22 protein-coding genes are annotated in these 21,995 nt (G+C 60.7%); 18 read left to right on the top strand and 4 right to left on the bottom strand.

What is annotated here, in order from left to right; genetic code table 11:
* The first annotated feature begins 11 nt into the window (after positions 1 to 11).
* The 8 genes from JKA62_RS00715 (at position 12) to fabF (ending at position 7,076) form a co-directional block, all read left to right on the top strand.
* Positions 12 to 1,094 (top strand): DegT/DnrJ/EryC1/StrS family aminotransferase, encoded by a 1,083-nt coding sequence (locus tag JKA62_RS00715; RefSeq protein WP_011335342.1) that lies wholly within the window; start codon positions 12 to 14, stop codon positions 1,092 to 1,094.
* Between the two features lie 26 nt (positions 1,095 to 1,120).
* Positions 1,121 to 1,789, top strand: a complete 669-nt coding sequence (locus JKA62_RS00710) for an acetyltransferase (RefSeq protein ID WP_011335341.1) — start codon at positions 1,121 to 1,123, stop codon at positions 1,787 to 1,789.
* Entirely contained in the window at positions 1,786 to 2,253 is a 468-nt protein-coding gene (locus tag JKA62_RS00705; protein ID WP_011335340.1) for a MaoC family dehydratase, read from the top strand. The genes JKA62_RS00710 and JKA62_RS00705 overlap by 4 nt, the downstream gene beginning before the upstream one ends.
* Positions 2,246 to 3,205 (top strand): glycosyltransferase family 2 protein, encoded by a 960-nt coding sequence (locus tag JKA62_RS00700; RefSeq protein ID WP_011335339.1) that lies wholly within the window; start codon positions 2,246 to 2,248, stop codon positions 3,203 to 3,205. Before JKA62_RS00705 ends, JKA62_RS00700 begins: the two co-directional genes overlap by 8 nt.
* Positions 3,202 to 4,278, top strand: coding sequence for a glycosyltransferase (locus JKA62_RS00695; protein WP_011335338.1), 1,077 nt, complete (start codon positions 3,202 to 3,204; stop codon positions 4,276 to 4,278). The genes JKA62_RS00700 and JKA62_RS00695 overlap by 4 nt, the downstream gene beginning before the upstream one ends.
* A gap of 144 nt (positions 4,279 to 4,422) precedes the next feature.
* Positions 4,423 to 4,758 (top strand): ComEA family DNA-binding protein, encoded by a 336-nt coding sequence (locus tag JKA62_RS00690; protein ID WP_011335337.1) that lies wholly within the window; start codon positions 4,423 to 4,425, stop codon positions 4,756 to 4,758.
* A 216-nt stretch (positions 4,759 to 4,974) separates the two neighbouring features.
* Entirely contained in the window at positions 4,975 to 5,769 is a 795-nt protein-coding gene (locus JKA62_RS00685) for an SDR family NAD(P)-dependent oxidoreductase (RefSeq protein WP_011335336.1), read from the top strand.
* Between the two features lie 32 nt (positions 5,770 to 5,801).
* Positions 5,802 to 7,076 (top strand): beta-ketoacyl-ACP synthase II, encoded by a 1,275-nt coding sequence (gene fabF, locus JKA62_RS00680; protein ID WP_201815741.1) that lies wholly within the window; start codon positions 5,802 to 5,804, stop codon positions 7,074 to 7,076.
* Here fabF and JKA62_RS00675 read toward each other — a convergent pair.
* Positions 7,073 to 7,630, bottom strand: coding sequence for a TetR/AcrR family transcriptional regulator (locus JKA62_RS00675; protein ID WP_011335333.1), 558 nt, complete (start codon positions 7,628 to 7,630; stop codon positions 7,073 to 7,075). The genes fabF and JKA62_RS00675 overlap by 4 nt on opposite strands.
* A 175-nt stretch (positions 7,631 to 7,805) precedes the next feature.
* Between JKA62_RS00675 and JKA62_RS00670 the strand changes: the two genes are divergently transcribed.
* Positions 7,806 to 8,657, top strand: coding sequence for an urea carboxylase-associated family protein (locus tag JKA62_RS00670; RefSeq protein WP_011335332.1), 852 nt, complete (start codon positions 7,806 to 7,808; stop codon positions 8,655 to 8,657).
* Between the two features lie 46 nt (positions 8,658 to 8,703).
* On the opposite strand, the gene JKA62_RS00665 is transcribed toward JKA62_RS00670, so the two are convergent.
* Together JKA62_RS00665 and eat are read right to left on the bottom strand one after the other, a co-directional pair.
* A complete protein-coding gene (locus tag JKA62_RS00665; RefSeq protein ID WP_007950938.1) occupies positions 8,704 to 8,871 on the bottom strand; it encodes a DUF2897 family protein in 168 nt (55 codons plus the stop codon).
* A 119-nt stretch (positions 8,872 to 8,990) separates the two neighbouring features.
* The gene (gene eat / locus JKA62_RS00660) at positions 8,991 to 10,355 is read right to left on the bottom strand and encodes an ethanolamine permease (RefSeq protein ID WP_011335331.1); all 1,365 of its coding nucleotides are present in this window, start codon (positions 10,353 to 10,355) and stop codon (positions 8,991 to 8,993) included.
* A 417-nt stretch (positions 10,356 to 10,772) separates the two neighbouring features.
* Here eat and kdpF point away from each other — a divergent pair, with 417 nt between their 5' ends.
* From kdpF to JKA62_RS00625, 7 genes are all read left to right on the top strand, one after another.
* Positions 10,773 to 10,862: a K(+)-transporting ATPase subunit F gene (kdpF, locus tag JKA62_RS00655; RefSeq protein ID WP_007950940.1), complete on the top strand. Its 90-nt coding sequence runs from the start codon at positions 10,773 to 10,775 to the stop codon at positions 10,860 to 10,862.
* Positions 10,863 to 10,870: 8 nt separating this feature from the next.
* A complete protein-coding gene (gene kdpA, locus JKA62_RS00650) occupies positions 10,871 to 12,565 on the top strand; it encodes a potassium-transporting ATPase subunit KdpA (RefSeq protein ID WP_201815740.1) in 1,695 nt (564 codons plus the stop codon).
* A 10-nt stretch (positions 12,566 to 12,575) separates the two neighbouring features.
* On the top strand, positions 12,576 to 14,642 hold the full coding sequence (gene kdpB / locus JKA62_RS00645; RefSeq protein WP_011335329.1) for a potassium-transporting ATPase subunit KdpB: 2,067 nt from the start codon (positions 12,576 to 12,578) through the stop codon (positions 14,640 to 14,642).
* Positions 14,643 to 14,699: 57 nt separating this feature from the next.
* Positions 14,700 to 15,245: a potassium-transporting ATPase subunit KdpC gene (gene kdpC / locus JKA62_RS00640; protein ID WP_011335328.1), complete on the top strand. Its 546-nt coding sequence runs from the start codon at positions 14,700 to 14,702 to the stop codon at positions 15,243 to 15,245.
* 34 nt (positions 15,246 to 15,279) lie between these two features.
* Entirely contained in the window at positions 15,280 to 17,931 is a 2,652-nt protein-coding gene (locus JKA62_RS00635; RefSeq protein WP_201815739.1) for a sensor histidine kinase, read from the top strand.
* 48 nt (positions 17,932 to 17,979) lie between these two features.
* Positions 17,980 to 18,705, top strand: a complete 726-nt coding sequence (locus tag JKA62_RS00630) for a response regulator (protein ID WP_011335326.1) — start codon at positions 17,980 to 17,982, stop codon at positions 18,703 to 18,705.
* 153 nt (positions 18,706 to 18,858) lie between these two features.
* Positions 18,859 to 19,455: an Ig-like domain-containing protein gene (locus JKA62_RS00625; protein ID WP_201815738.1), complete on the top strand. Its 597-nt coding sequence runs from the start codon at positions 18,859 to 18,861 to the stop codon at positions 19,453 to 19,455.
* A 78-nt stretch (positions 19,456 to 19,533) separates the two neighbouring features.
* Here JKA62_RS00625 and JKA62_RS00620 read toward each other — a convergent pair whose 3' ends face one another.
* Entirely contained in the window at positions 19,534 to 20,571 is a 1,038-nt protein-coding gene (locus JKA62_RS00620; protein WP_064383337.1) for a patatin-like phospholipase family protein, read from the bottom strand.
* Positions 20,572 to 20,788: 217 nt separating this feature from the next.
* Here JKA62_RS00620 and JKA62_RS00615 point away from each other — a divergent pair, with 217 nt between their 5' ends.
* Positions 20,789 to 21,067 (top strand): hypothetical protein, encoded by a 279-nt coding sequence (locus JKA62_RS00615; protein WP_201815737.1) that lies wholly within the window; start codon positions 20,789 to 20,791, stop codon positions 21,065 to 21,067.
* 76 nt (positions 21,068 to 21,143) lie between these two features.
* The gene (locus tag JKA62_RS00610; RefSeq protein WP_201815735.1) at positions 21,144 to 21,911 is read left to right on the top strand and encodes a CHAD domain-containing protein; all 768 of its coding nucleotides are present in this window, start codon (positions 21,144 to 21,146) and stop codon (positions 21,909 to 21,911) included.
* The last annotated feature ends 84 nt before the right edge of the window (positions 21,912 to 21,995 follow it).

The raw sequence follows: 21,995 nt of genomic DNA, 5'->3' as shown, positions 1-21,995 counted from the left end.
TCGGGGCGCGCATGAATATTACTGTTACCAAGCCGTTTGTTCCTCCTTTCGACGAGTATGAAAAGTACCTGCGAGGGGTTTGGGGCCGTGAATGGTTCACCAACAATGGACCATTGGTTAACGAGCTTGAATTGAAGCTCAAGGAAAAGCTCGACGTCGATCATCTGCTGTTTCTGAGTAACGGTACCATTGCCCTGCAAATTGCAATTCGAGCCTTGGAACTGAAAGGTGAAATCATCACCACGCCTTTCAGCTATGTAGCCACGACGTCCAGCATCGTCTGGGAAAATTGCACGCCGATCATGGTGGATATCTGCCAGGACACGCTGAATATCGATCCGGCGAAAATCGAACAAGCGATCACTCCGCGAACCACGGCCATTCTGGCTACCCATGTGTTCGGCAATCCCTGCGATGTCGAAGCGATCGATGCGGTGGCCAAAAAGCATGGCTTGAAAGTCATCTATGATGCCGCTCACGCCTTTGGTACGACCCATAAAGGGCGTTCCCTGCTGGCGTACGGCGATATTGCAACTTGCAGTTTTCATGCAACCAAGCTTTTTCACACCATCGAAGGTGGCGCGGTCGTTACTTCCGATCCTGAAATCCTGAAAAGCATGGCCATGAAGAGAAACTTCGGCCATACCTCGTTGACTGATTTCGGTGGCGTCGGCGTCAATGGCAAGAACTCGGAAGTTCACGCTGCAATGGGACTGACGAATCTGAAGTACGTCGAAGAGATCCTGGAGAAGCGCAAGGAACTCTGCGACTACTACAAAGAGAACCTGACTGACCTGCCTGTCGAGTTCCAGAAGATTGCAGCGGATACGCAATACAATCACTCCTACTTCCCGGTGATCTTCGAAAGTGAGAAAGTGCTTCTGGCTGTCATGGAAGTGCTCAACCTCCACAATATTTATCCTCGGCGCTATTTTTACCCGTCGCTTTCCGAGCTTCCGTACGTCGAGGGGCAAAGTTCTCCGATCTCGGAGGATGTTTCCCGCCGCATCATTTGCCTGCCGCTCTACCACACCCTGTCGCGGGAAGAGATCGACATGATCTGCCGACTCATCAAGCGCTCTGTCAGGTATTGAGTGAATTTTCGGATCAGGAGATTTTGATGAAAAAGTATTACGGAATCATCGGTGCAGGAGGTTATGGCAGAGAGGTCATTCCCCTGGCGCGTGCTTCTCTTTCAGCATCGCTTGCAGGCGGTGACGCGGAGCTGTTTTTCGTTGTTGAGGGCGAGGGTTCGGCCGAAACGGTCAATGGCTTTCCGGTGGTGAGCATGGATGCGTTCCTGGCGCTGTCCGGGGAGCGTTATTTCAGTATCGCTATTGGTGCTTCCGATGTCAGGGAGCGTATCGCCCGGCTGTGCGAAGAACAGGGCGCGATGCCTTTTTCCGTGATTGCTCAAAACGTCGTGATCCTCGATGCCAATGAAATCGGTGAGGGGGCGGTGCTGTCCCCGTTCGTGACCGTGACGTCGAACGCGAAGATCGGCAAACATTTTCACGCCAACCTCTATTCCTATGTGGCGCACGACTGTGTGGTCGGCGACTTCGTGACCTTTGCCCCTGGCGTCAAATGTAACGGCAATGTCGTCATCGAAGATCATGCCTACATCGGTACTGGCGCCGTGCTCAAGCAAGGCACGTCCAAGCGACCCTTGACGATCGGGCGTGGGGCCATTGTCGGGATGGGGGCCGTGGTGACCAAGAGTGTCGCGCCAGGCGACACGGTCATCGGCAACCCCGCACGGCCTCTGCGCGAGGCGCTGCGCAAATGACAACGCTGAATGATTTTCTGAGCGGGCTCTCCATCGAGCAGATTGAAGTCGGGATGCAGGTTTCCTATTCCCAGACCATCACGGATGCCGATGTGAAAGCCTATGCCGGGTTGTCCGGAGACAATAACCCGGTGCACATGAGCGACGAGTACGCGAAGGACTCGCGGTTCAAGGCGCGTATTGCTCACGGGCTGTTTTCCGCCGGGTTCTTTTCCGCATTGTTCGGCACCCGATTGCCGGGTCCGGGTTGTGTGTATGTCTCGCAGAATCTGGTGTTCAAGGCGCCGGTCTATCTGCAGGACACCGTCGTTGCCATCGTCTGTGTCAAAGACGTCAACGTGCGCAAGAGAATTGTCACGTTCCGTACCTACTGCACGGTCAAGGACCAACTGGTCATTGATGGTGAGGCGCAAATCTATGTTCCGAAGAAACCAGCAGCTGCAGAGGGTTCGGTAAGTGCTTAAGGAAAAGGTTGCTCTCTCGGTTCTACTGGTTTCCTACAACCATGAAAACCATATCCGTCAGGCGTTGAATGCCTTGTTCGGGCAGGTTTTCGACGGGCCGATAGAACTGGTGGTCGCGGATGACAAATCGACGGACAGTACGCTTTCCATCATCAGGGAATATGAAGGAATCGACAGTCGCTTTACATTCAAGTATCTGGATTACAGCGAAAACCTCGGTATTACCAAAAACTATAAACGCGGCTTCAATGCCTGTTCCAATGAATACGTGGCAGTGCTTGAAGGCGACGATTACTGGGTCAGTCCGCACAAGTTGAGTCGCCAGGCAACATTCCTCTCGGAACATTGGGAATCCGACGTGTGCGGGGTCAACTACTTTGTCTACGAAGAAGACCGCGCCCAGCTTACCCCGCGGGTGCCTGTTTCCACCGGGCACCGGTTCATCACCGCCAGAGAGCTGATTGCCGACAACATCATCGGCAATTTTTCCACGTGCATGTATCGCCGCTCGGCGTTTGCCAGGCTGCCGGATGCCTTGTTCGATATCAAATCCTACGACTGGATCACCAATATCGTACTGGCACGCACCAGCGTGATCGGTTTTCTACAGGAGCCCATGTCTGTCTATCGTCTGCACACCGCCGGCGTCTGGACGCAAACACCTCACGTGGAAAAGCTCAAGGCCCAGCTCGATGTGTTGCCTGCGTACGATGAACTGACCGACGGCGTGTTCCATGAGGACTTTGAACTGCTTGCCAGTCGTCTGCGCCACGTCATTACCGCGTCGCAGATCGGACACGTGGCCGAGACGGTCAGTCAGCCGGTCATTCGTGCCGTCCCGACGCTGCTCAACTTCATGCCGCCGATCCTGATTGTCGTGATCAAGGCGCTCATGCCTGTTGCGCTCAAAAATCTTATTGTCAGAGTTGTGAAGCGGAGTCGGTCGGTATGAGTTCCCCTACAGTTTCCGTGATCATGGCGACCTATAATCACGCCCCTTTTGTGGCCGAGGCAATCCAGAGTGTCCTTGGGCAGACCGGTGTGGATTTCGAGTTCCTCATCTCTGATGACGGCTCGGCCGACAACACGCGGGACGTGGTTGCGTCCATCAAGGACGAGCGGATCAGGTTCTATCCCAATGAAGTCAACCGCGGCGCCGGTGTCGTCACCAATGAACTGATCCAGCGTGCATCGGGCGAGTTCATCGCACTGCTCAACTCGGACGATTACTGGTGCGACAGCGACAAGCTGGCTGTCCAGGTTCAGTTCCTTCGGGATAACCCACAGGTAGGCGCCTGCTTTGGCCGGGCTCGTTTTGTCGATAAGGACGGCCGCCCAATGGACAAGGCGAGCATTCCGTCCGGCGATGTATTCGACCAGCCGAACCGCTCTCAGGGTGAATGGCTGCGGCGGTTCTTCGAGCTGGGCAACTGCATCTGTCATCCGACCATGCTCATCCGCAAAGCGTGCTACGACGAGTTGGGCATGTACAGCAACAGGATGCGCCAGCTCCCCGATCTGGATATGTGGATACGTCTGCTCAAGCATTACCAGATCCATATTTTCGACAAGGAAATGATTACGTTCCGTTTAATGCCGGGTGAAAACGCCAGCAGCCAGACCGTGACCAACTCGATCCGGACCATCAACGAACATTACCTGATTGCCGAGAATTTCTTTGAGGGTGTGACGGCCGAGCAGTTGACTGACGGGTTCTCGGATCTGTTGCGCATCAAGCCCATCGCGTCCGACATCCACCTTGATATCGAAAAGGCACTTCTATACCTGGCTCACAATCAGTGGCTCGGAAAGCCTTACCAGATGATCGGAATCCTGAAACTCAATGCACTGCTGAACAGTCCTGAGCACCACAAGGTCATGGTCGAGCAATACGGGATGGATGACCGCTGGTACCAGAAGGAGCTGGGGGAAATCGATGTGCTGCGGCCCCGGGTCGTGGCGGTCATGAGTCAGCAGAAATCCCGGGCGAGACATTTTCTGCAGCGTTTTTTTCCCAAGGGATAAGTGCTGATGATCGGGTTTGCTTGAAGATCTGATTGTTACATAAGCGGTAACAGATGCGTTTTTGACATCGCCCATCCATCGCCTAAGTTTGAGAGGCAGCTTCGGAAAAGCTGCTTTCTCAAAACATGTCATGGAGCGTCAATTATGCGTACCGGTTATTTCTACTCGTTGCTCTTCGCTTTTCTCGCCAGCGCCTCGATTGCCGCCGTTGCGGCGCCAGGGGTGTCCTCCGAGAACATCAGGGCGCCATTGGTGCTTGACGCTGCCGCTTCATCCCAAAGCGAAAAGGTCGATCTCAACGGTGCCGATGCAGCGACGCTGCAAAAGGAGTTGGCCGGGGTGGGAGAGGCGAAGGCAAAAGCGATTGTTGCCTATCGTGAGGCTAATGGACCTTTTGCATCGGTGGACGAACTGCTTGAAGTGAAAGGTATCGGCAAGGCGATCCTCGATCGCAATCGCGACAAGCTGGAAGTGAACTAAGCTGATTGTTCAACGCCAAGGGGCCGGTCATTGACCGGCCCTTTTTGCTTCCGGGTTCCTTGAACCGTCGAAGGAGGTGGATTGCCTTTCCGTCGGATAATGGAAAATTACGGCTATCATATTAGTGTGAGATTATGCCTATAATAATTTCAGTCCCCCTGAAGCCCTCTGCTTTTCAGCGGTCGCCCATTCCTTACGCATTCCAGGAGTATCGTCATGAATTCCCCGAAATCCCAAGGCACGGCGCTGGTCACCGGCGCTTCTTCCGGCATCGGTGCGGTGTATGCCGAGCGATTGGCGGCACGTGGTTTTGACCTGTTGCTGGTGGCTCGCGATCAGGAGCGTCTGGAGTCCGCGGCCAGTAAGCTGCGAGACGCACATGGCGTTCAGGTCGAAGTGCTGAAGGCCGACCTGACGCAAAAGGGTGAAGTGCTCAAGCTTGAACAACGTCTGCGCAGCGATTCCAGTATCAGCCTGCTGGTCAACAATGCGGGCGTAGCGGTCAATGGCTTGTTGGCTAATGCCGACCCCGAGACCCTGGAGCAACTGATCCAGTTGAACGTCACCACGCTGACCCGACTGGCAGCCGCAGCCGCCTCGGCGTTCACCCGCGCCGGGCGCGGCACGATCATCAATATCGCGTCCGTGGTCGCACTGTTCCCCGAACGCTTCAACGCCACCTACAGCGCCAGCAAGGCTTACGTGTTGAGTCTGACTCAATCGCTCAATACCGAACTCGAAGGCACCGGGGTCAAGGTGCAAGCGGTATTGCCCGGTGTGACCCGCACTGAAATCTGGGAGCGTTCCGGATTCGATGCCAGCGGTATCCCTGCGGAGATGGTCATGGAGGCGGGCGAGATGGTCGATGCCGCGCTGTCCGGTCTGGATCAGGGCGAACTGGTCACGATTCCTTCGCTGCCCGATGCGGGCGAGTGGCAAGCCTTTGTCGCCGCCCGCCATGTAATGGCGCCCAACCTGTCCCACAGTTCGGCGGCCAGCCGCTACAAGTAAAAGACTTTTGAGTCGCGAGAGGTCAACCCGATATGGATCAGCGTCGAGTAGTTGTCACGGGTATGGGCCTGGTATCGCCCTTGGGAAGCGGCGTCGAAGTGGTCTGGCAGCGCTTGCTGGCCGGGCGTTCGGGATTGCGAAACCTGCCGGACGCGGTCATCGCCGATCTGCCGACCCGGGTCGGCGGCGTGGTGCCGACGATGGAGGAGGATGCCGAAGCCGGTTTCGATCCGGATCGCGCCACGCCGCCCAAAGAACAGAAGAAAATGGATCGTTTCATTCTGTTCGCGATGGAGGCTGCGCGGCAGGCGCTTGAACAGGCCGGCTGGCACCCGACCGAATCCGGCGCTCAGGAACGCACCGCCACCATCATCGGCTCCGGTGTCGGCGGCTTCGGCGCTATCGCCGATGCGGTGCGCACCACCGACAGCCGTGGTCCGCGACGGTTGTCGCCGTTCACCATTCCCTCGTTTCTGGTCAATCTCGCCGCAGGGCATGTCTCGATCCAGCACGGTCTCAAGGGCCCGCTCGGCGCTCCGGTCACCGCGTGTGCCGCCGGCGTGCAGGCGATCGGTGACGCTGCGCGATTGATTCGTGCCGGTGAGGCCGACATCGCGGTGTGCGGCGGTGCGGAAGCCTGCATCGATCGCGTCAGTCTTGCCGGTTTTGCGGCAGCGCGGGCTTTGTCCAGTGGCTACAACGACACCCCTGAGCGCGCCTCGCGCCCGTTCGACAGCGGACGTGACGGTTTCGTGATGGGCGAGGGCGCCGGTCTGCTGGTGATCGAGTCGCTGGAGCACGCGCTGGCGCGCGGCGCACAGCCGTTGGTCGAACTGGTCGGCTACGGCACGAGCGCTGACGCCTATCACCTGACCGCCGGGCCGGAGGATGGTAGCGGTGCCCGCCGGGCGATGGCATTGGCGCTGGCCCAGGCCGGTATCACGCCGGATCAGGTGCAGCATCTGAACGCCCATGCGACATCGACGCCTGTGGGCGACCTCGGTGAGCTGGCGGCGATCAAGTCGGTGTTTGGCGCGCAAAGCGCAATCGCCGTGACCTCGACCAAATCCGCGACGGGGCATTTGCTGGGTGCGGCGGGGGGGCTGGAAGCGATCTTCACGCTGTTGGCGATCCGCGATCAAATCGTTCCGCCGACCCTCAACCTGGAAAATCCAGATCCGGTGAGCGAAGGCGTGGATATCGTCCACGGTCAGGCGCGGTCGATGCCGATCGAGTATGCGTTGTCCAACGGGTTCGGTTTCGGCGGGGTCAATGCCAGCGTGCTGTTCAAGCGCTGGCAGGCTTAGTCTTCCGAGCGTTTGAGGTGTTCGCGGGTGACGTCCAGGATGCGTTGCGCCAACCCGGCATCCGCGACACTGCGTGACAGCAGGAGCGCCCCGACCAGTGTCGCCATGATGACGACGCTGCGCTCGGCGGTGCTCTCGCCTTCAAGGGTGCCTTCGATCTGGTCGAGGCGAGCCTTGAGCACTGCATCGCTGGTCGGGCTAGGCTGGCCGCGCAACCCCAGTTCCGACGAAATGGTCAGCAACGGGCAGCCTTCGTCGGGCGTGGTCTGATGCCATTCGGACAGGTAAGTGTCGATAAAAGCTTCCAGCGGTTTTTCCTGGGCGAAGAGTTCGGCACATAACCCCGCAACCTGATCGCCGGCGGCTTGCAATGCCTTTTCAACGAGTTCGTCCTTGGACTTGAAGTGCGAGTAGAAACCGCCGTGCGTCAGGCCCAGTGCTTTCATCAACGGCTGCAGGCCGGTCGCACCAATGCCGTCCTTGCGAAACCGCTCGGACGCTTCCTTGATGATGCGTTGATGGGTCTGGGCTTTATGATCCTGCGAGTAACGCATTTAAACTCTCCGCAACAAGAGCGCCATCTTAACCAATGCAAATTGAATGGTGACTGTACTTCTACTTCTAAAAAAACGGCCGGTGACTCCGACATGTTCGTGACAGCCATCAACGGTTGGCACGGATAGTGGTTGCAGCTTGCAAAGTTGCCATCACTTGAGGAGCAGGAGAATCATGTACAAAGACTACCCGGCCGCCTATCAGGTCAGCAAAGGCTCGGCGTTACAGGTCAATACACCTTTCTACGAACGGATTCGCGACCGCAAGGACGGGCGCACGCTGATCGAACAATTCGAAGTGCCGATCCGCACCGGGCGTGCCTGGCATGTTCCGGCGGGGCATGTGTTTCGTGTCACCACACCGGTCGGGCCCCAGGTGGGCGATTTCAATGTGTGGAACGCACACGATCCGCGTGAACGGATGTGGGCGGCACGCACCCGGCAGTTGCAGGGCGCGCATGTCAGCACCCACGACCGGTTGTGGTCGAACCTGCCTTTTCTGCGACCTCTGGTGACCATCACCGATGACAGCCTGGCCGACTATGGCATCGACGAGCACGGCGGGCGCCTGCACGATTTGCTCGGCACGCGCTGCGATCCGTATGTGAACAAAATGCTCACTGGCGAGGACTTCCATCATCACTGCCATTCCAACCTGACTCGTGCCGTGTTGCCTCATGGCCTGACCGAGTTCGACGTGCATGATGTGCTGAACATCTTTCAGTGCACAGGCCTGAATCACGATGATCTGTATTTCATGAAGGCCTGTCCGGCGCAGAAAGGTGACTACCTGGAGTTCTTCGCCGAAATCGACTTGCTGTGCGCTTTGTCGACCTGCCCGGGTGGTGACCTGTCATTGGCGATGTGGGGGCCGGACGCGCAGGATCCATTGACCGTGTGCCGCCCGCTCGGCGTGGAAATTTATCGTCTGGACGAGGCGCTGCTCGAAGGCTGGAGCCAGCCTGAACGCGCGGCTTACAAAGGCCTGCACGGGTTGCACATCGCCAAGGCCGACTGGGAAAAGTAACCGCGACAAAAAAACAAACCCCGCCGATTCAGGCGGGGTTTTTCGTTCAGCGGTCCTGCGCGTCCTTGATGTCCGCTTCGGCATTGCGTTCAGCGACACGCTTGCGTTGTTCATCGGTCAGTTCGACCTTGTTGGCGGTGTCACGCAACATCATCAGACCGCCGACGATCGAGCCGATTGCAACGACCAGAATCAACCAGGCATACCAGGGCATAACGGCTCTCCTTAAAGGCAGGTCGACGGGCGAGGGTTTCGCCGTGCAACGCTGCATACCACTTTGAGCGAAGTGCATTCGCAGTGGTTCCATTCTAGGCCGGTTATGCCCTTCGCGGTTTACAGTCCGGTGAGCATGGCGTCTGCCGGGGCGTTGGCGCGCAATTGGCCGGTCAACAGGAAGTAGCCGAAACCGACCGCCATGAAGCCGAGGAAGATCAGCCCGATCAGCGCATTGAACCAGGCCATCGCCACCAGACACACCACGGCCAGCACCAATGCAATCAGCGGGATCAGCGGATAGCACGGCGCGCGGAAGGTGCGCTCCAGATTCGGTTCGGATTTGCGCAGTTTGAACAGACTGAGCATGCTCATGATGTACATCACGATCGCCCCGAACACCGCCATGGTGATCATCGCGGCGGTGAGGGTCATGCCGCCGAGGTTGATCAGGCCGTCGCTGTAGATCGCCGCGATGCCGATCACGCCGCCGGCGATGATGGCGCGGTGCGGAGTCTGGAAGCGCGACAGTTTCGCCAGCGAGGCGGGCAGGTAACCGGCGCGTGCGAGGGCGAAGAATTGCCGCGAGTAGCCAAGAATGATCCCGTGGAAACTCGCCACCAGCCCGAACAGACCGATCCAGACCAGCATGTGCAGCCAGCCGGAGTTGTCACCGACCACGGTTTTCATTGCCTGAGGCAGCGGGTCGTTGATGTTCGACAGGGTGCGCCAGTCACCGACGCCACCGGCGAAGAACATCACGCCCATGGCCAGCAACACCAAGGTCAGAATGCCGCTGATGTAGGCCTTGGGAATCGTGCGTTTCGGGTCCTTGGCTTCTTCGGCGGCCATGGCGGCGCCTTCGATGGCGAGGAAAAACCAGATCGCAAACGGAATCGCCGCGAACATCCCGGCGATCGCCGGAGCACCAAAGACGTCCGAACCGGCCCAGCCGTTGAGGGCGAAGTTGCTGAAGCTGAAGGCCGGGGCGACGACGCCCATGAACACCAGCAATTCGGCAACGGCCAGGATGCAGACGATCAACTCGAACGTTGCGGCCAGTTTCACGCCAAGAATGTTCAGACCCATGAACACGATGTAAGCGCCGACCGCCGCATGTTTCGGGTCGAGGGCCGGAAACTGCACGTTCAGATACGCACCAATCGCCAAGGCAATCGCCGGCGGGGCGAAGACGAATTCGATCAGTGTCGCCAGTCCGGCAATCAATCCACCTTTTTCACCGAAAGCCCGGCGACTGTAGGCAAACGGCCCGCCCGCGTGGGGGATCGCCGTGGTCAGTTCGGTAAAGCTGAAAATGAAGCAGGTGTACATGGTCGCGACCATGAACGAGGTCACCAGGAAACCCAGGGTTCCCGCGACGCCCCAGCCGTAACTCCAGCCGAAGTACTCCCCGGAAATCACCAGCCCCACCGCGATGCCCCACAGGTGCAAGGTGCCCAGCGTGGGTTTGAGTTGTGTGTTCATGTGTTTGCTCCCTGAACGGTTTGGAAAGCTCGGGGAAGGGCGTGTGCAGTGGGCGTGCCATTTTGTATTGGCGGGTCGTAAAGAGCTGAAAGCTGTCGTATCGGGGATGTTCGCGGCTTGATGGCTGCATTGTTGTGCGCCAGTTGGGTGCGATGTTGTCAGTGCTGCCGTCTTCGCGGGCAAGCCCGCTCCCACAGGTGTCAGCGGTGCCTGGACGCGCGCATTTCAAATTGTGGGAGCGAGCCTGCTCGCGAAGAGGCCCGTCCACACGACGCAAAACTCACCTGTAACGCCCGCGTAAACCCACTCTTTACGCTTTCTTTATGCCCCGCGCGCACCCTCGCTCTCGTTCCTTTACAGCCTCCTTTTCGACAATGCCTCCACACGCGGCAATACGCCGTAACACGGAGATCTTCCATGAGCGTTCTGGACGGGGTGTCACTGCTATTGGCAGTGGGGCTGTTCATTTATCTGTTGGTTGCGCTGTTGCGCGCGGATCGGACTTAGGAGCGGCTATGCACAGTTATGACTATTGGCTGATCCTCGCTTTCTTCGCGGTGGTCTTGCTGCCGGCGCCGTTCCTCGGGCGCTTCTACTACAAGGTGATGGAGGGCCAGAGCACCTGGCTGACGCCGATTCTCGGCCCGGTGGAGCGCGGCTGTTACCGCATCGCCGGGGTCAATCCGCAGGACGAACAGAGCTGGCAGAAGTACACGCTGGCGCTGCTGGCATTCAACCTCGCCGGTTTTCTGCTGCTGTTCGCGATCCTGCTGTTTCAGGATCACCTGCCGCTGAACCCGCAAAACCTGCCGGGTCAGGAGTGGACCCTCGCGTTCAACACCGCCGTCAGTTTCATGACCAACACCAACTGGCAGGCCTACAGCGGCGAAGCGTCGCTCAGCTACCTGAGCCAGATGGTCGGCCTCACCGTACAGAACTTTGTCAGCGCCGCCACCGGCCTCGCCGTGCTGGTTGCCCTGTGCCGTGGCATCGGGCGCAAGTCCACCAAGACTCTCGGCAACTTCTGGGTCGACATGACCCGCGCCACCCTCTACGGCCTGCTGCCGCTGTGTCTGCTGCTGGCGCTGTACCTGGTGTGGCAGGGCGTGCCGCAGACCTTCGCGCAATATGTGAATGCAGTGACGATGCAGGGTGTTGATCAAGTGATCCCGCTCGGCCCGGCCGCCAGCCAGATTGCGATCAAGCAACTGGGCACCAACGGTGGCGGCTTCTTCGGCGTCAACTCGGCGCATCCGTTCGAGAACCCGACTGCCTGGAGCAACCTGTTCGAAGTAGCGTCGATCATTCTGATCCCGGTAGCGCTGGTGTTCACCTTCGGCCACTACGTGAAGGATCTGCGTCAGAGCCGCGCCATCATCGGCTGCATGCTCGCGCTGTTCATCATCGGCGGCGCCACTTCGCTGTGGGCCGAGTATCAACCGAACCCTGCCTTGAACAACGTCGCCGTTGAACAGACCGCGCCGCTGGAAGGCAAGGAAGCGCGCTTCGGCACCACTGCCACTGTTCTTTGGTCGGTGACCACCACCGCAGCGTCGAACGGTTCGGTCAACGGTATGCATGACAGCCTCAACCCGCTCAGCGGCATGGTTGCGCTGGTCAACATGATGGTCGGCGAAGTGATCTTCGGCGGTGTCGGCGCGGGGCTCTACGGCATGTTGCTGAACGTGCTGATCGCGGTGTTCCTTGCCGGTCTGATGATCGGCCGCACCCCGGAATACCTCGGCAAGAAACTCCAGGCCCGTGAAGTGCAGCTGCTGGTCGTCACCCTGCTGGTGATGCCGGTCGGCGTGCTGGTGCTGGGCGCGATCGCTGCGAGCCTGCCCGGCCCCGTGGCGGCGGTGAGCAACCCCGGCCCGCACGGTTTCAGTCAGTTGCTCTACGCCTACACCTCGGCCAGTGCGAACAACGGTTCGGCGTTCGGCGGCTTCGGCGCCAACACCGCGTTCCACAACCTGATGCTCGGCCTTGGCATGTTGATCGGTCGCTTCGGTTACATCCTCCCGGTACTGGCCCTGGCCGGCAGCCTGGCGATGAAGAAAACCGCACCGATTGGTCAGAACAGCTTCCCGACCCACGGCCCGCTGTTCGTGACCCTGTTGACCGTGACCATTTTGCTGGTGGGCGGCCTGACCTTCTTGCCGACCCTGGCGCTCGGCCCGATTGCCGAACACCTGAGCATGGGCTTCTAAGGAATCCATCATGAATATGCATGTTCCAGCTTCAAAACCAGCGGCAGCTGCCAAGTCGGCTGAAGCTCCGAAAACCGCGATCAGCGCCCTGTGGCGCCCGGCGCTGGTGCAAGCGTTCGTCAAGCTCGACCCGCGTCAGTTGCAGCGCTCGCCAGTGATGCTGGTGGTCGAACTGACAGCGATCCTGACCACCGTGCTGTGCTTCATTCCCGACAGCAGCGTGCCGACCTTCGTTGCTGCGCAAATCGCCCTGTGGCTGTGGTTCACCGTGCTGTTCGCCAACTTCGCCGAAGCGCTGGCCGAAGGTCGCGGCAAGGCCCGCGCCGACAGCCTCAAGGCCGGCAGCGAAGGCCTCAGCGCCCGACGCAAACTGGCCAACGGCAGCTTCCAGGTCGTACCGGCCAGCAGCCTGCGCAAGGGCGATGTGGTGCGCGTTGAAGCCGGCGAAATGATCCCCGGTGACGGCGAGGTCATCGAAGGCATCGCGGCGGTCAACGAAGCGGCGATTACCGGTGAATCGGCGCCGGTGATTCGTGAGTCCGGCGGCGACCGTTCCGCCGTTACCGGCAACACCCGGCTGGTGTCCGACTGGCTGTTGGTGAAGATCACCGCCAATCCTGGTGAATCGACCCTCGACCGCATGATCGCGCTGGTCGAAGGCGCCAAACGCCAGAAGACCCCGAACGAAGTGGCACTGGACATCCTGCTGATCGGCCTGACCCTGATCTTCCTGCTGGTGGTCGTGACCCTGCAACCGTTCGCCCACTTCGCCAACGGCAGCCTGCCGCTGGTGTTCCTGGTGGCGTTATTGGTCACGCTGATTCCGACCACCATCGGCGGTCTGCTGTCGGCGATCGGTATCGCCGGGATGGATCGTCTGGTGCGCCTGAACGTGATCGCCAAGTCCGGTCGCGCGGTGGAAGCGGCGGGTGACGTGCACGTGTTGCTGCTGGACAAGACCGGCACCATCACCTTCGGTAACCGTCGTTGCAGCGCGGTATATGCCGCGCCGGGTGTGAACGCCCGTGAGCTGGCCGAAGGCGCGCTGTTCGCCTCGCTGGCCGACGAAACCGCTGAAGGCAAGTCCATCGTCGAGTACCTGCGCGGCTCCAATCCGCAGCCGGAACCTTCGCCGGAAACCCTGACTGCCGTGCCGTTCAGTGCGGAAACCCGTTTGTCCGGTGTCGACTACCAGGGCCGTGTGTTCCGCAAGGGCGCGGTGGATTCGCTGCTGGCGTTCCTTGGTCAGCAACGCAAGGATCTGGCCCCGGCGCTGTCCCGGGAAATCGACAAGATCGCCCAGAGCGGCGGCACCCCGTTGCTGGTCTGCGCCGACGGCAAACTGCTTGGTGCGATCCACCTCAAAGACGTGGTCAAGCCGGGCATCCGCGAGCGCTTCGCCGAGCTGCGCAAACTGGGGATTCGCACGGTGATGGTGACTGGCGACAACCCGCTGACCGCTGCCGCGATTGCCGCTGAAGCGGGCGTCGACGATGTATTGGCCGAAGCCACACCGGAGAAAAAACTGGCGCGTATCCGTCACGAGCAGAACGACGGTCGTCTGGTCGCGATGTGCGGCGACGGCGCCAACGATGCTCCGGCGCTGGCCCAGGCTGACGTCGGCATGGCGATGAACGACGGCACACAAGCCGCGCGTGAGGCGGCCAACATGGTCGACCTCGACAGCGACCCGACCAAGTTGCTGGACGTGGTGCAGATCGGCAAGGAATTGCTGGTGACTCGCGGTGCGCTGACGACCTTTTCCATCGCCAACGACGTGGCCAAGTACTTTGCGATCCTGCCGGCACTGTTTGCTGCGATCTACCCGCAACTGGGTGTGCTGAACATCATGCAGTTGAGCAGCCCGCAGAGCGCGATCCTGTCAGCCATCGTGTTCAACGCTTTGATCATCGTGGTGCTGATTCCGTTGGCCCTGCGTGGTGTGCGGGTGCAGGCGGCGAGCGCGGCGGCGCTGCTGCGTCGCAATCTGCTGATCTATGGCCTGGGCGGGATTCTGGTGCCGTTCGTGGGGATCAAGGCGATCGACATGCTGTTGACGGCGTTGCATCTGGTTTGAACCTGAACAGCGGTGTGCCGGGCACACCGCTTCAAGCATGAATTCGAGGATTTTGAAATGTCCACAATGTTACGTCCGGCCCTGAGCTTGCTGGTGCTGATGACCTTGGTCACCGGCGTTGCCTATCCGCTGGTAGTCACGGGCGTCGCGCAAGTTGCCTTCCCCGAGCAGGCCAACGGCAGTCTGGTGCGCGACGCCGAAGGCAAGGTGCGTGGCTCGTCGCTGATCGCTCAGGATTTTGTCGGCGATGCCTGGTTCCATCCGCGTCCATCGGCCGGTGCCTTTGCCACCGTGTCGAGCAGCGCGAGCAACCTGTCGCCAAGCAATCCGGCGCTGGCCACTCGGGTGATCGATGACGCCAACAAGCTACAGGTGCCCGGCCAGGGCCCGGTGCCGCTGGCGCTGTTGACCACCTCCGGCAGTGGCCTCGATCCACACTTGCCACCGGCGGCGATTGCCTATCAACTGGCGCGTGTTGCGGCAGCGCGCAATCTGCCGGTGGCGACCTTGCAGCAATTGCTCGACGCGCACATCGAACAGCCGCTGGTGGGCCCGCCGGTGGTGAATGTGCTGGCGTTGAACATGGCGCTGGAAAAGCTGTGAATCGCGATGACATCAGGAAGAGAGAGCTTCAAGCATGAGTGACTCCGGCCGCGCCGACGCGCTGTTAGCAGAACTGCCCCGCGACGGACGCGGCCGGCTCAAGGTTTTTCTCGGCGCAGCGCCAGGCGTGGGCAAGACCTACGCGATGCTGCAGGCCGCCCACAGCCAGCTGCGCCAAGGCGTGAAAGTCATCGCCGGGGTGGTCGAAACCCACGGCCGCGCCGAAACCGAAGCGCTGCTCGGCGGCCTGCCGCAACTGCCGCTGGTGCGCTCGGAATACCGTGGCGTGACGCTCGAAGAAATGGACCTCGACGGCCTGCTCGCCGCCAGGCCGAAACTGGTGCTGGTCGACGAACTCGCCCACAGCAACGCCCCCGGCAGCCGTCACGCGAAACGCTGGCAGGACATTCAGGAGCTGCTCGCCGCCGGCATTGACGTCTACACCACGGTCAACGTCCAGCACCTGGAAAGTCTCAACGATCAGGTGCGCGGCATTACCGGCGTGCAGGTGCGCGAAACCCTGCCGGACTGGGTACTGCAAGAAGCCTACGAACTGCTGCTGATCGACCTGCCACCCCGGGAACTGCTTGAGCGCTTGCGCGAAGGCAAGGTCTACGTGCCGGAACAGGCGCGGGCGGCGATCGATGCATTTTTCACCCAGACCAACCTCACGGCGCTGCGCGAACTGGCGATGCAGACCGCTGCCGCGCAGGTCGATAACGATCTCGCTCAGGGCTATCGCCAGCTCGGTCAGGCGGCGCCAGCGGTGCGCGGGCGCTTGCTGGTTGGGGTCGACGGCGATGCCCAGGCCGAACGGCTGGTGCGCCATGCCAGCCGGGTCGCCCAGCGTCGGCATTTGCCGTGGAGTCTGGTGCACGTCGACAACGGCAGCGTGCGCGACGAGCAATCGCGCCTGCGCCTGCAAAGCGCCCAGCAACTGGCCGAACGCCTCGGCGGCGAAGTGGTGCTGCTGCGGGCCGGTGAGGTGGCGAAAACCCTGATCCAGCATGCCGCTGAACGGCGGGCAAGTCTGGTGCTGGTCGGCCAGTCGCGACCGCGCCTGCGCAGGCGTCTGTTCGGTGGTGGGCTGGCGGCGCGCTTGCTGCGTCAGGCCCACGGTCTGGAAATCAACGTGCTGGACAGCGATCAGCAACAGCATCAACCGCGCCCGCGTTCAGCACCGACGCTGGTGTGGTTCGACTATGCGCTGGCGCTGGTCGCCACGGTATTGGCCAGTGCGCTGGCGTGGGCGGTGTCCAGCGTGCTGCCGCTGCCGAACATCTCGCTGGTGTTTCTGGCGGCGGTGTTGCTGGTGGCGGTGCGCAGCAGTCTCGGCCCGGCGCTGGCCTGTGCGGCGCTGTCGTTTCTGACCTATGACTTTCTGTTCATCCCGCCGAATTTCTCCTTCAGCATCCAGCGCGAAGAAGACGTGCTGACCTTGCTGTTCTTCTTGTTGATGGCGGCGCTCACCGGCAACCTCGCGGCCCGCCAGCGCCGGCAATTGCAGGCGTTGCGCGACACCCAGGAAGAGACCACCGAATTGCTCGACCTGTCGCGCAAACTCACTGCCGCCACTGACCGTCAGGCCGTGGTCAGCGCCGCCGCGCAGCACCTCAATGGCTGGAGCGATCTGCAACTGTGTCTGCTCAATCGCGACGGGCAGGGCGGCTGGAAAGTCGAAACCGGCGGCCCGCTGCAATTCACTGAATCCGAGCGCGCCGCCGCCGACTGGGCCTGGCAACACGATCAACCGGCAGGCATGGGCACCGGCACGTTGCCGTTCGGGCGCTGGTGGTGGTGGCCGCTGTCGGTGGAAGACGGGCCGCTGGCGCTGCTCGGTGTCTGTGCCAAAGAGGGCCAGACCTTGAGCGGGCAACGCCGTCGTTTGCTGACCGCGTTGAGTCAGCCGCTGGCTCAAGCATTGGCCCGGGCGCAACTCGCCGATGACCTGGAAGCCGCGCGCCTGCACGGCGAAACCGAACAACTGCGCAGCGCCTTGCTGGCCTCGGTGTCCCACGATCTGCGCACGCCGCTGACCTCGATGCGCGGCAGCATCGACAGCCTGCTGGCTCTCGGCGAAGCGATCCCGCTGGAGGATCGCCGCGAGTTGCTCGAAGGCACCCGCGATGAAGCCGAACGTCTCGACCGCTACATCCAGAACCTGCTGGACATGACCCGTCTCGGCCACGGCGCCCTGAAGCTGGCGCGGGACTGGGTGTCGCCGGCGGACATCGTTGGCAGTGCGCTCAATCGTCTGCGGGCGGTGTTGTCGTCGTTGCAGGTCGCGATTGACGTTCCGGCCGAATTGCCGCTGCTGTTCGTGCATGCCGCGCTGATCGAGCAGGCGCTGGTGAACGTGCTGGAAAACGCCGCCCGCTTCTCGCCATCCCACGGCCGTCTGCAATTGCGCGCCGGGGCGGATGACAGCGAAGTGTTTTTCTCGGTCAGCGATGAAGGGCCGGGGATTCCGGTCGATGAGCGAGCGAAGATTTTCGACATGTTCTACACCGCCGCCCGAGGGGATCGGGGCGGGCAGGGCACCGGCCTGGGGTTGGCGATCTGTCAGGGCATGGTCGGCGCCCATGGCGGGCGGATCAGTGTCGGCGACGGCATCGACGGGCGCGGCACCTGCATCACCTTGCACCTGCCGTTGCAGACGCAACCGGGGATGGACGGTGAAGCCTGATCCGCGCTGCGCTACTCTCTTGCCACTCTTTTGTGTTGATGTGAATTCATGAGCCAGACCGCGACCATTTTGGTCATTGATGACGAACCGCAGATCCGCAAGTTCCTGCGCATCAGCCTCGCTTCCCAGGGCTACAAAGTGCTGGAGGCCGGCACCGGCGCCGAGGGCCTGGCCCAGGCGGCGCTGAACAAACCGGACCTGCTGGTGCTCGACCTCGGCCTGCCGGACATGGACGGCCAGCAGGTACTGCGCGAGTTTCGCGAATGGGCCACGGCGCCGGTGCTGGTGCTGTCCGTGCGCGCCAGCGAAGGGCAGAAAGTCCAGGCGCTGGATGGCGGCGCCAATGACTACGTGACCAAGCCGTTCGGCATTCAGGAATTTCTCGCCCGGGTGCGCGCGTTGTTGCGTCAGGCACCGGCGGGGGAAGCGCAGCAGGCCGCGTTGAATTTCGGCCCGCTGACCGTGGATCTGGCGTATCGGCGGGTGCTGCTCGACGGTGTCGAAGTCGGCCTGACTCGCAAGGAGTACGCGGTGCTGGCGCAACTGGCGCGGCATCCGGGGCGTGTGATCACCCAGCAGCAATTGCTCAAAGACATCTGGGGCCCGACTCACACCGAGGACAGCCACTACCTGCGGATCGTGGTCGGGCATCTGCGGCAGAAGCTGGCAGACGATCCGACCCGGCCCCGGTTTATCGTGACCGAGGCGGGTGTGGGGTATCGGTTGTTGGATAATCAGGTTCCATCGACAATCGAAATATCCGATGGGATCTGAGTGCTCTTTACCGGGTTACCGTTCATCGTGACTGTCAGTTCTGTCAGGTGCGATGCGTGAGTTGCCAGCTGTAAGTTCTCTATCGAATGATCAGGGCCATTGGTTCGGTTATTCGTTCGATCAACCTGGCGGGCCTATCGCATCGGAGTGCTTATGGACACTGATAAAAGATTTGAAATGGACGAATCGGATGTCTCGATATTGGGGACAGTTCACTGGTTGCAGGCGCATTCCGATTTGATGCCGGAAGCTTCTGCCTATACGTGTTATCAGCGACAGCCTAAGGGTGGCGAAAAACCGTACACGTACGATGTGAGCAATACCCGACGTGCTAAAGTCGACGGTTACGGCCTTGTCGTTGCGTTGAGTGCAGGTCGGGACCCGATTACTGTGACAGTTACCGAAGCAGGAGGTCAGTCGAAAAGCTACCGCTTGTTTATCCCCAACGGACATGCCTTCTTTGCCTTCGGTTCGGGCCGATTGGGCTCCTTGATTCAGGACGCGAACCGGGAACAAGTCAGGTTGGCCACTCTTGAAGATTTAAGGGTTCTGCATCAGCGTTTTGGTCGTGTGTGGCCATTGGGGGCCGGACAGTTCTGGTCGACGACGGGCTCGGCGGAGAAGCCCGAGCCTCCACCTCCACCGCCATACGAGACCGGAGTCAATTACTACACCAAGGACATGGAGAGCGGGGGTGAGCAGACCAACGACAGCGGGCATGTGTTCACCGCTTTGGGTAGGAACCTGTAGAGACTCGCCTGCGAGGACCGCAGTTGGCTTCGGGAGCTGACACCCGCTCCCGGAGCCGACTCATGCCCTTCACGCTCCTCAGTTCTGCTCGCTCTCGTAGCGATCCAGCGTATCCCTGGCAATCTCGCGACCCAGCGCAATCAGCTCCGGCGCCTTGTAGAACTCGAAGAACCGGCACACCCGCTTCGGCACGTTGATCAGGATGTCCGGCGGATACCCGGCGATCTTGTACTGCGCCAGAGAGGTCTGCATCACCTCGAAACTCTGGTTGATCAGATCAAGCAATGAAGCCGGCCCGACGTTATCGACGATGAATGATCCGGTGGCGGATTTCGGTGCGCCGTCGCGCTCTGGCGCGGCGGCCGGTTGCTGGGCTTCCGGTTCGGCGCCTTCGACCCATGGATTGATCTCCGCCGCTTCGGCACGCAGCGCTTCCTGTTCCAGCATCAGCAGTTGCTCGGCCTGTTTGCGGCGAAACGGCATCTTTGAACCCAGCGAAGTGATCAGGCTGTCGAAGCGCGTACGGAACGCGGCAGGACGCTGGATCACCGGCAGTTTGTAATGGCGCTGGTTGGTCGAGTTGAGATTGACCGCGATGATCAGATCGCAATGGCTCGACACCACCGGCACGATCGGCAACGGGTTGAGAATGCCGCCGTCCACCAGCATCCGGTTGCCCTGCATCACCGGGGTGAACAGGCTGGGAATCGCCGCCGAAGCTCGCATGGCCTGATGCAGGCAGCCTTCCTGGAACCAGATTTCCTGTTGGTTGGTGAGGTCGGCGGCTACGGCGGTGTAGGGAATGCGCAGGTCTTCGATGTTGATCTCGCCGACGATCTTGCGGATCTGGCCGAAGACTTTTTCGCCACGGATCGCACCGAGGCGGAAGCTGACGTCCACCAGACGCAGCACGTCGAGATAATCCAGGCTTTCGATCCAGTTGCGGTACTCGTCGAGCTTGCCGGCGGCGTAGATTCCGCCGACCACGGCCCCCATTGAACAGCCGGCAATACAACTGATGTCATAGCCCCGTCGTTCGATCTCTTCAATGACCCCGATATGGGCATAGCCCCGGGCGCCACCGGAGCCCAGCACCAGTGCGACACGCTTTTTCATCCAACTTCCTCCCGACAAGGTTGCACAATGCACCCATCGAGGGCCGGGCTTCAATCGGCGGGGTCGCTCGGGGCGGCGATGGCGTCGTTTTTTCGATACTTCATGACCCGTCGGCGTTATCTTTTGCAGTGCGGCGCAATGGCGGGGCCCAAGGCACTTTTTCGCTGGCGCACCGTCTTACCTGCACGACTGTTGACCTATCTCTGAGGTGTGAGTGATGAAAGCCTGGATCTGTGTGCCGTTGATTGCTTTGGCATTGGCCGGTTGCGCCGGCAAGACCGCTTATCGCGACAGCTGTGGCAGCCAGCTCGACGCGGCGTGGCATGAACTGGATCTGGCCAAGGCCGAGGGTTTCGCCGGCACGGTCAGTTACTCCAAGGCGTTGTCGTTGCTGACAGCCGCCAAGACCCAGCAGCAATTCGAGGGATTCGAAGGTTGCACCAGGAAAGCCGAAAAAGCGCGTTTCTACATTCGCGAATCCCGCGCCGGACGCTAAGCTGCTGACGTGGCGCAAGGCACCTCGTTTGCGCAAGTGCACACTCGTGCAAAGCCATTGAATTCAGGAGCAAGCGATGTCTGCGTGGGTTGATCGGCTGGTGGCTCATGTCCTGAGCCTGGAAGTGCGGCTGCTGGCCTGTCAGGCGCGTCTGTCCGCGCGGACCGACCCAGAAGCGTTGCACGATCTGCGCACCACCGTACGGCGTTTGCGCAGTCTGTTGCGACCGTTGCGCGGCTTGCCAGGTGTCGAACAGTTGGAAAGCGCGGCGGCCAGCGTCGGACAACTGACCACGCCGTGGCGCGACCGCGAGGTGCTGGCGGCGTGGTTGATCAAGCATGATCAGCCCGAAGCCGCGCAGCGCCGCATGGTGCAGATGGCCGAGGCGTACCCGACGCTGGCGGCCAGTGCCGAAGTGGCGTCGCTGCTGATGATCCTCGATGCCTTTCCGCGTTTTCTGCGCGCGTCCCAGCGCCAGGGACTACTCAAGCGCCTGGACAAACGCATCGAGAAACGTCTGGGCAAACAATGGAAAAACCTCGACGTGGCGCTGCACGACCCGGCCCACGACCGCCATCGCCTGCGTCTGCTGATCAAGCGCGTGCGTTACGGCATCGAGGCCTACCCGGAACTGGATCGTTTGCCGGAAGCCGCATTACCCCGATTGAAATCCGCACAAGGCGCTCTCGGTGACTGGCACGATTGCTGGCAGTGGCTGGCCCGCGCTGAACTGGAGCCGGATCTGCAACCCTGCGTCGCCACGTGGCAGGCGACCGTGGCCAAGGCCGAAATCAAGGCCGACCGGGTGCTGGAAAAACTCAGCGCGACCTGCTTCAAGTCCTGAAACCCGCTGGCGCGCGGCAGCGCTGTCTTATCTGTCAGTCTCTTTGACCGGAATGGACGCTGCGCCGCTCTGCCGCGCTGGTTA

The sequence above is a fragment of the Pseudomonas sp. B7 genome, from assembly GCF_016735645.1.
GTDB classification, from domain to species: domain Bacteria; phylum Pseudomonadota; class Gammaproteobacteria; order Pseudomonadales; family Pseudomonadaceae; genus Aquipseudomonas; species Aquipseudomonas glycinae.
Note: the sequence above shows the minus strand (reverse complement) of the source record. Positions and strands in the feature narration are given on the sequence as shown.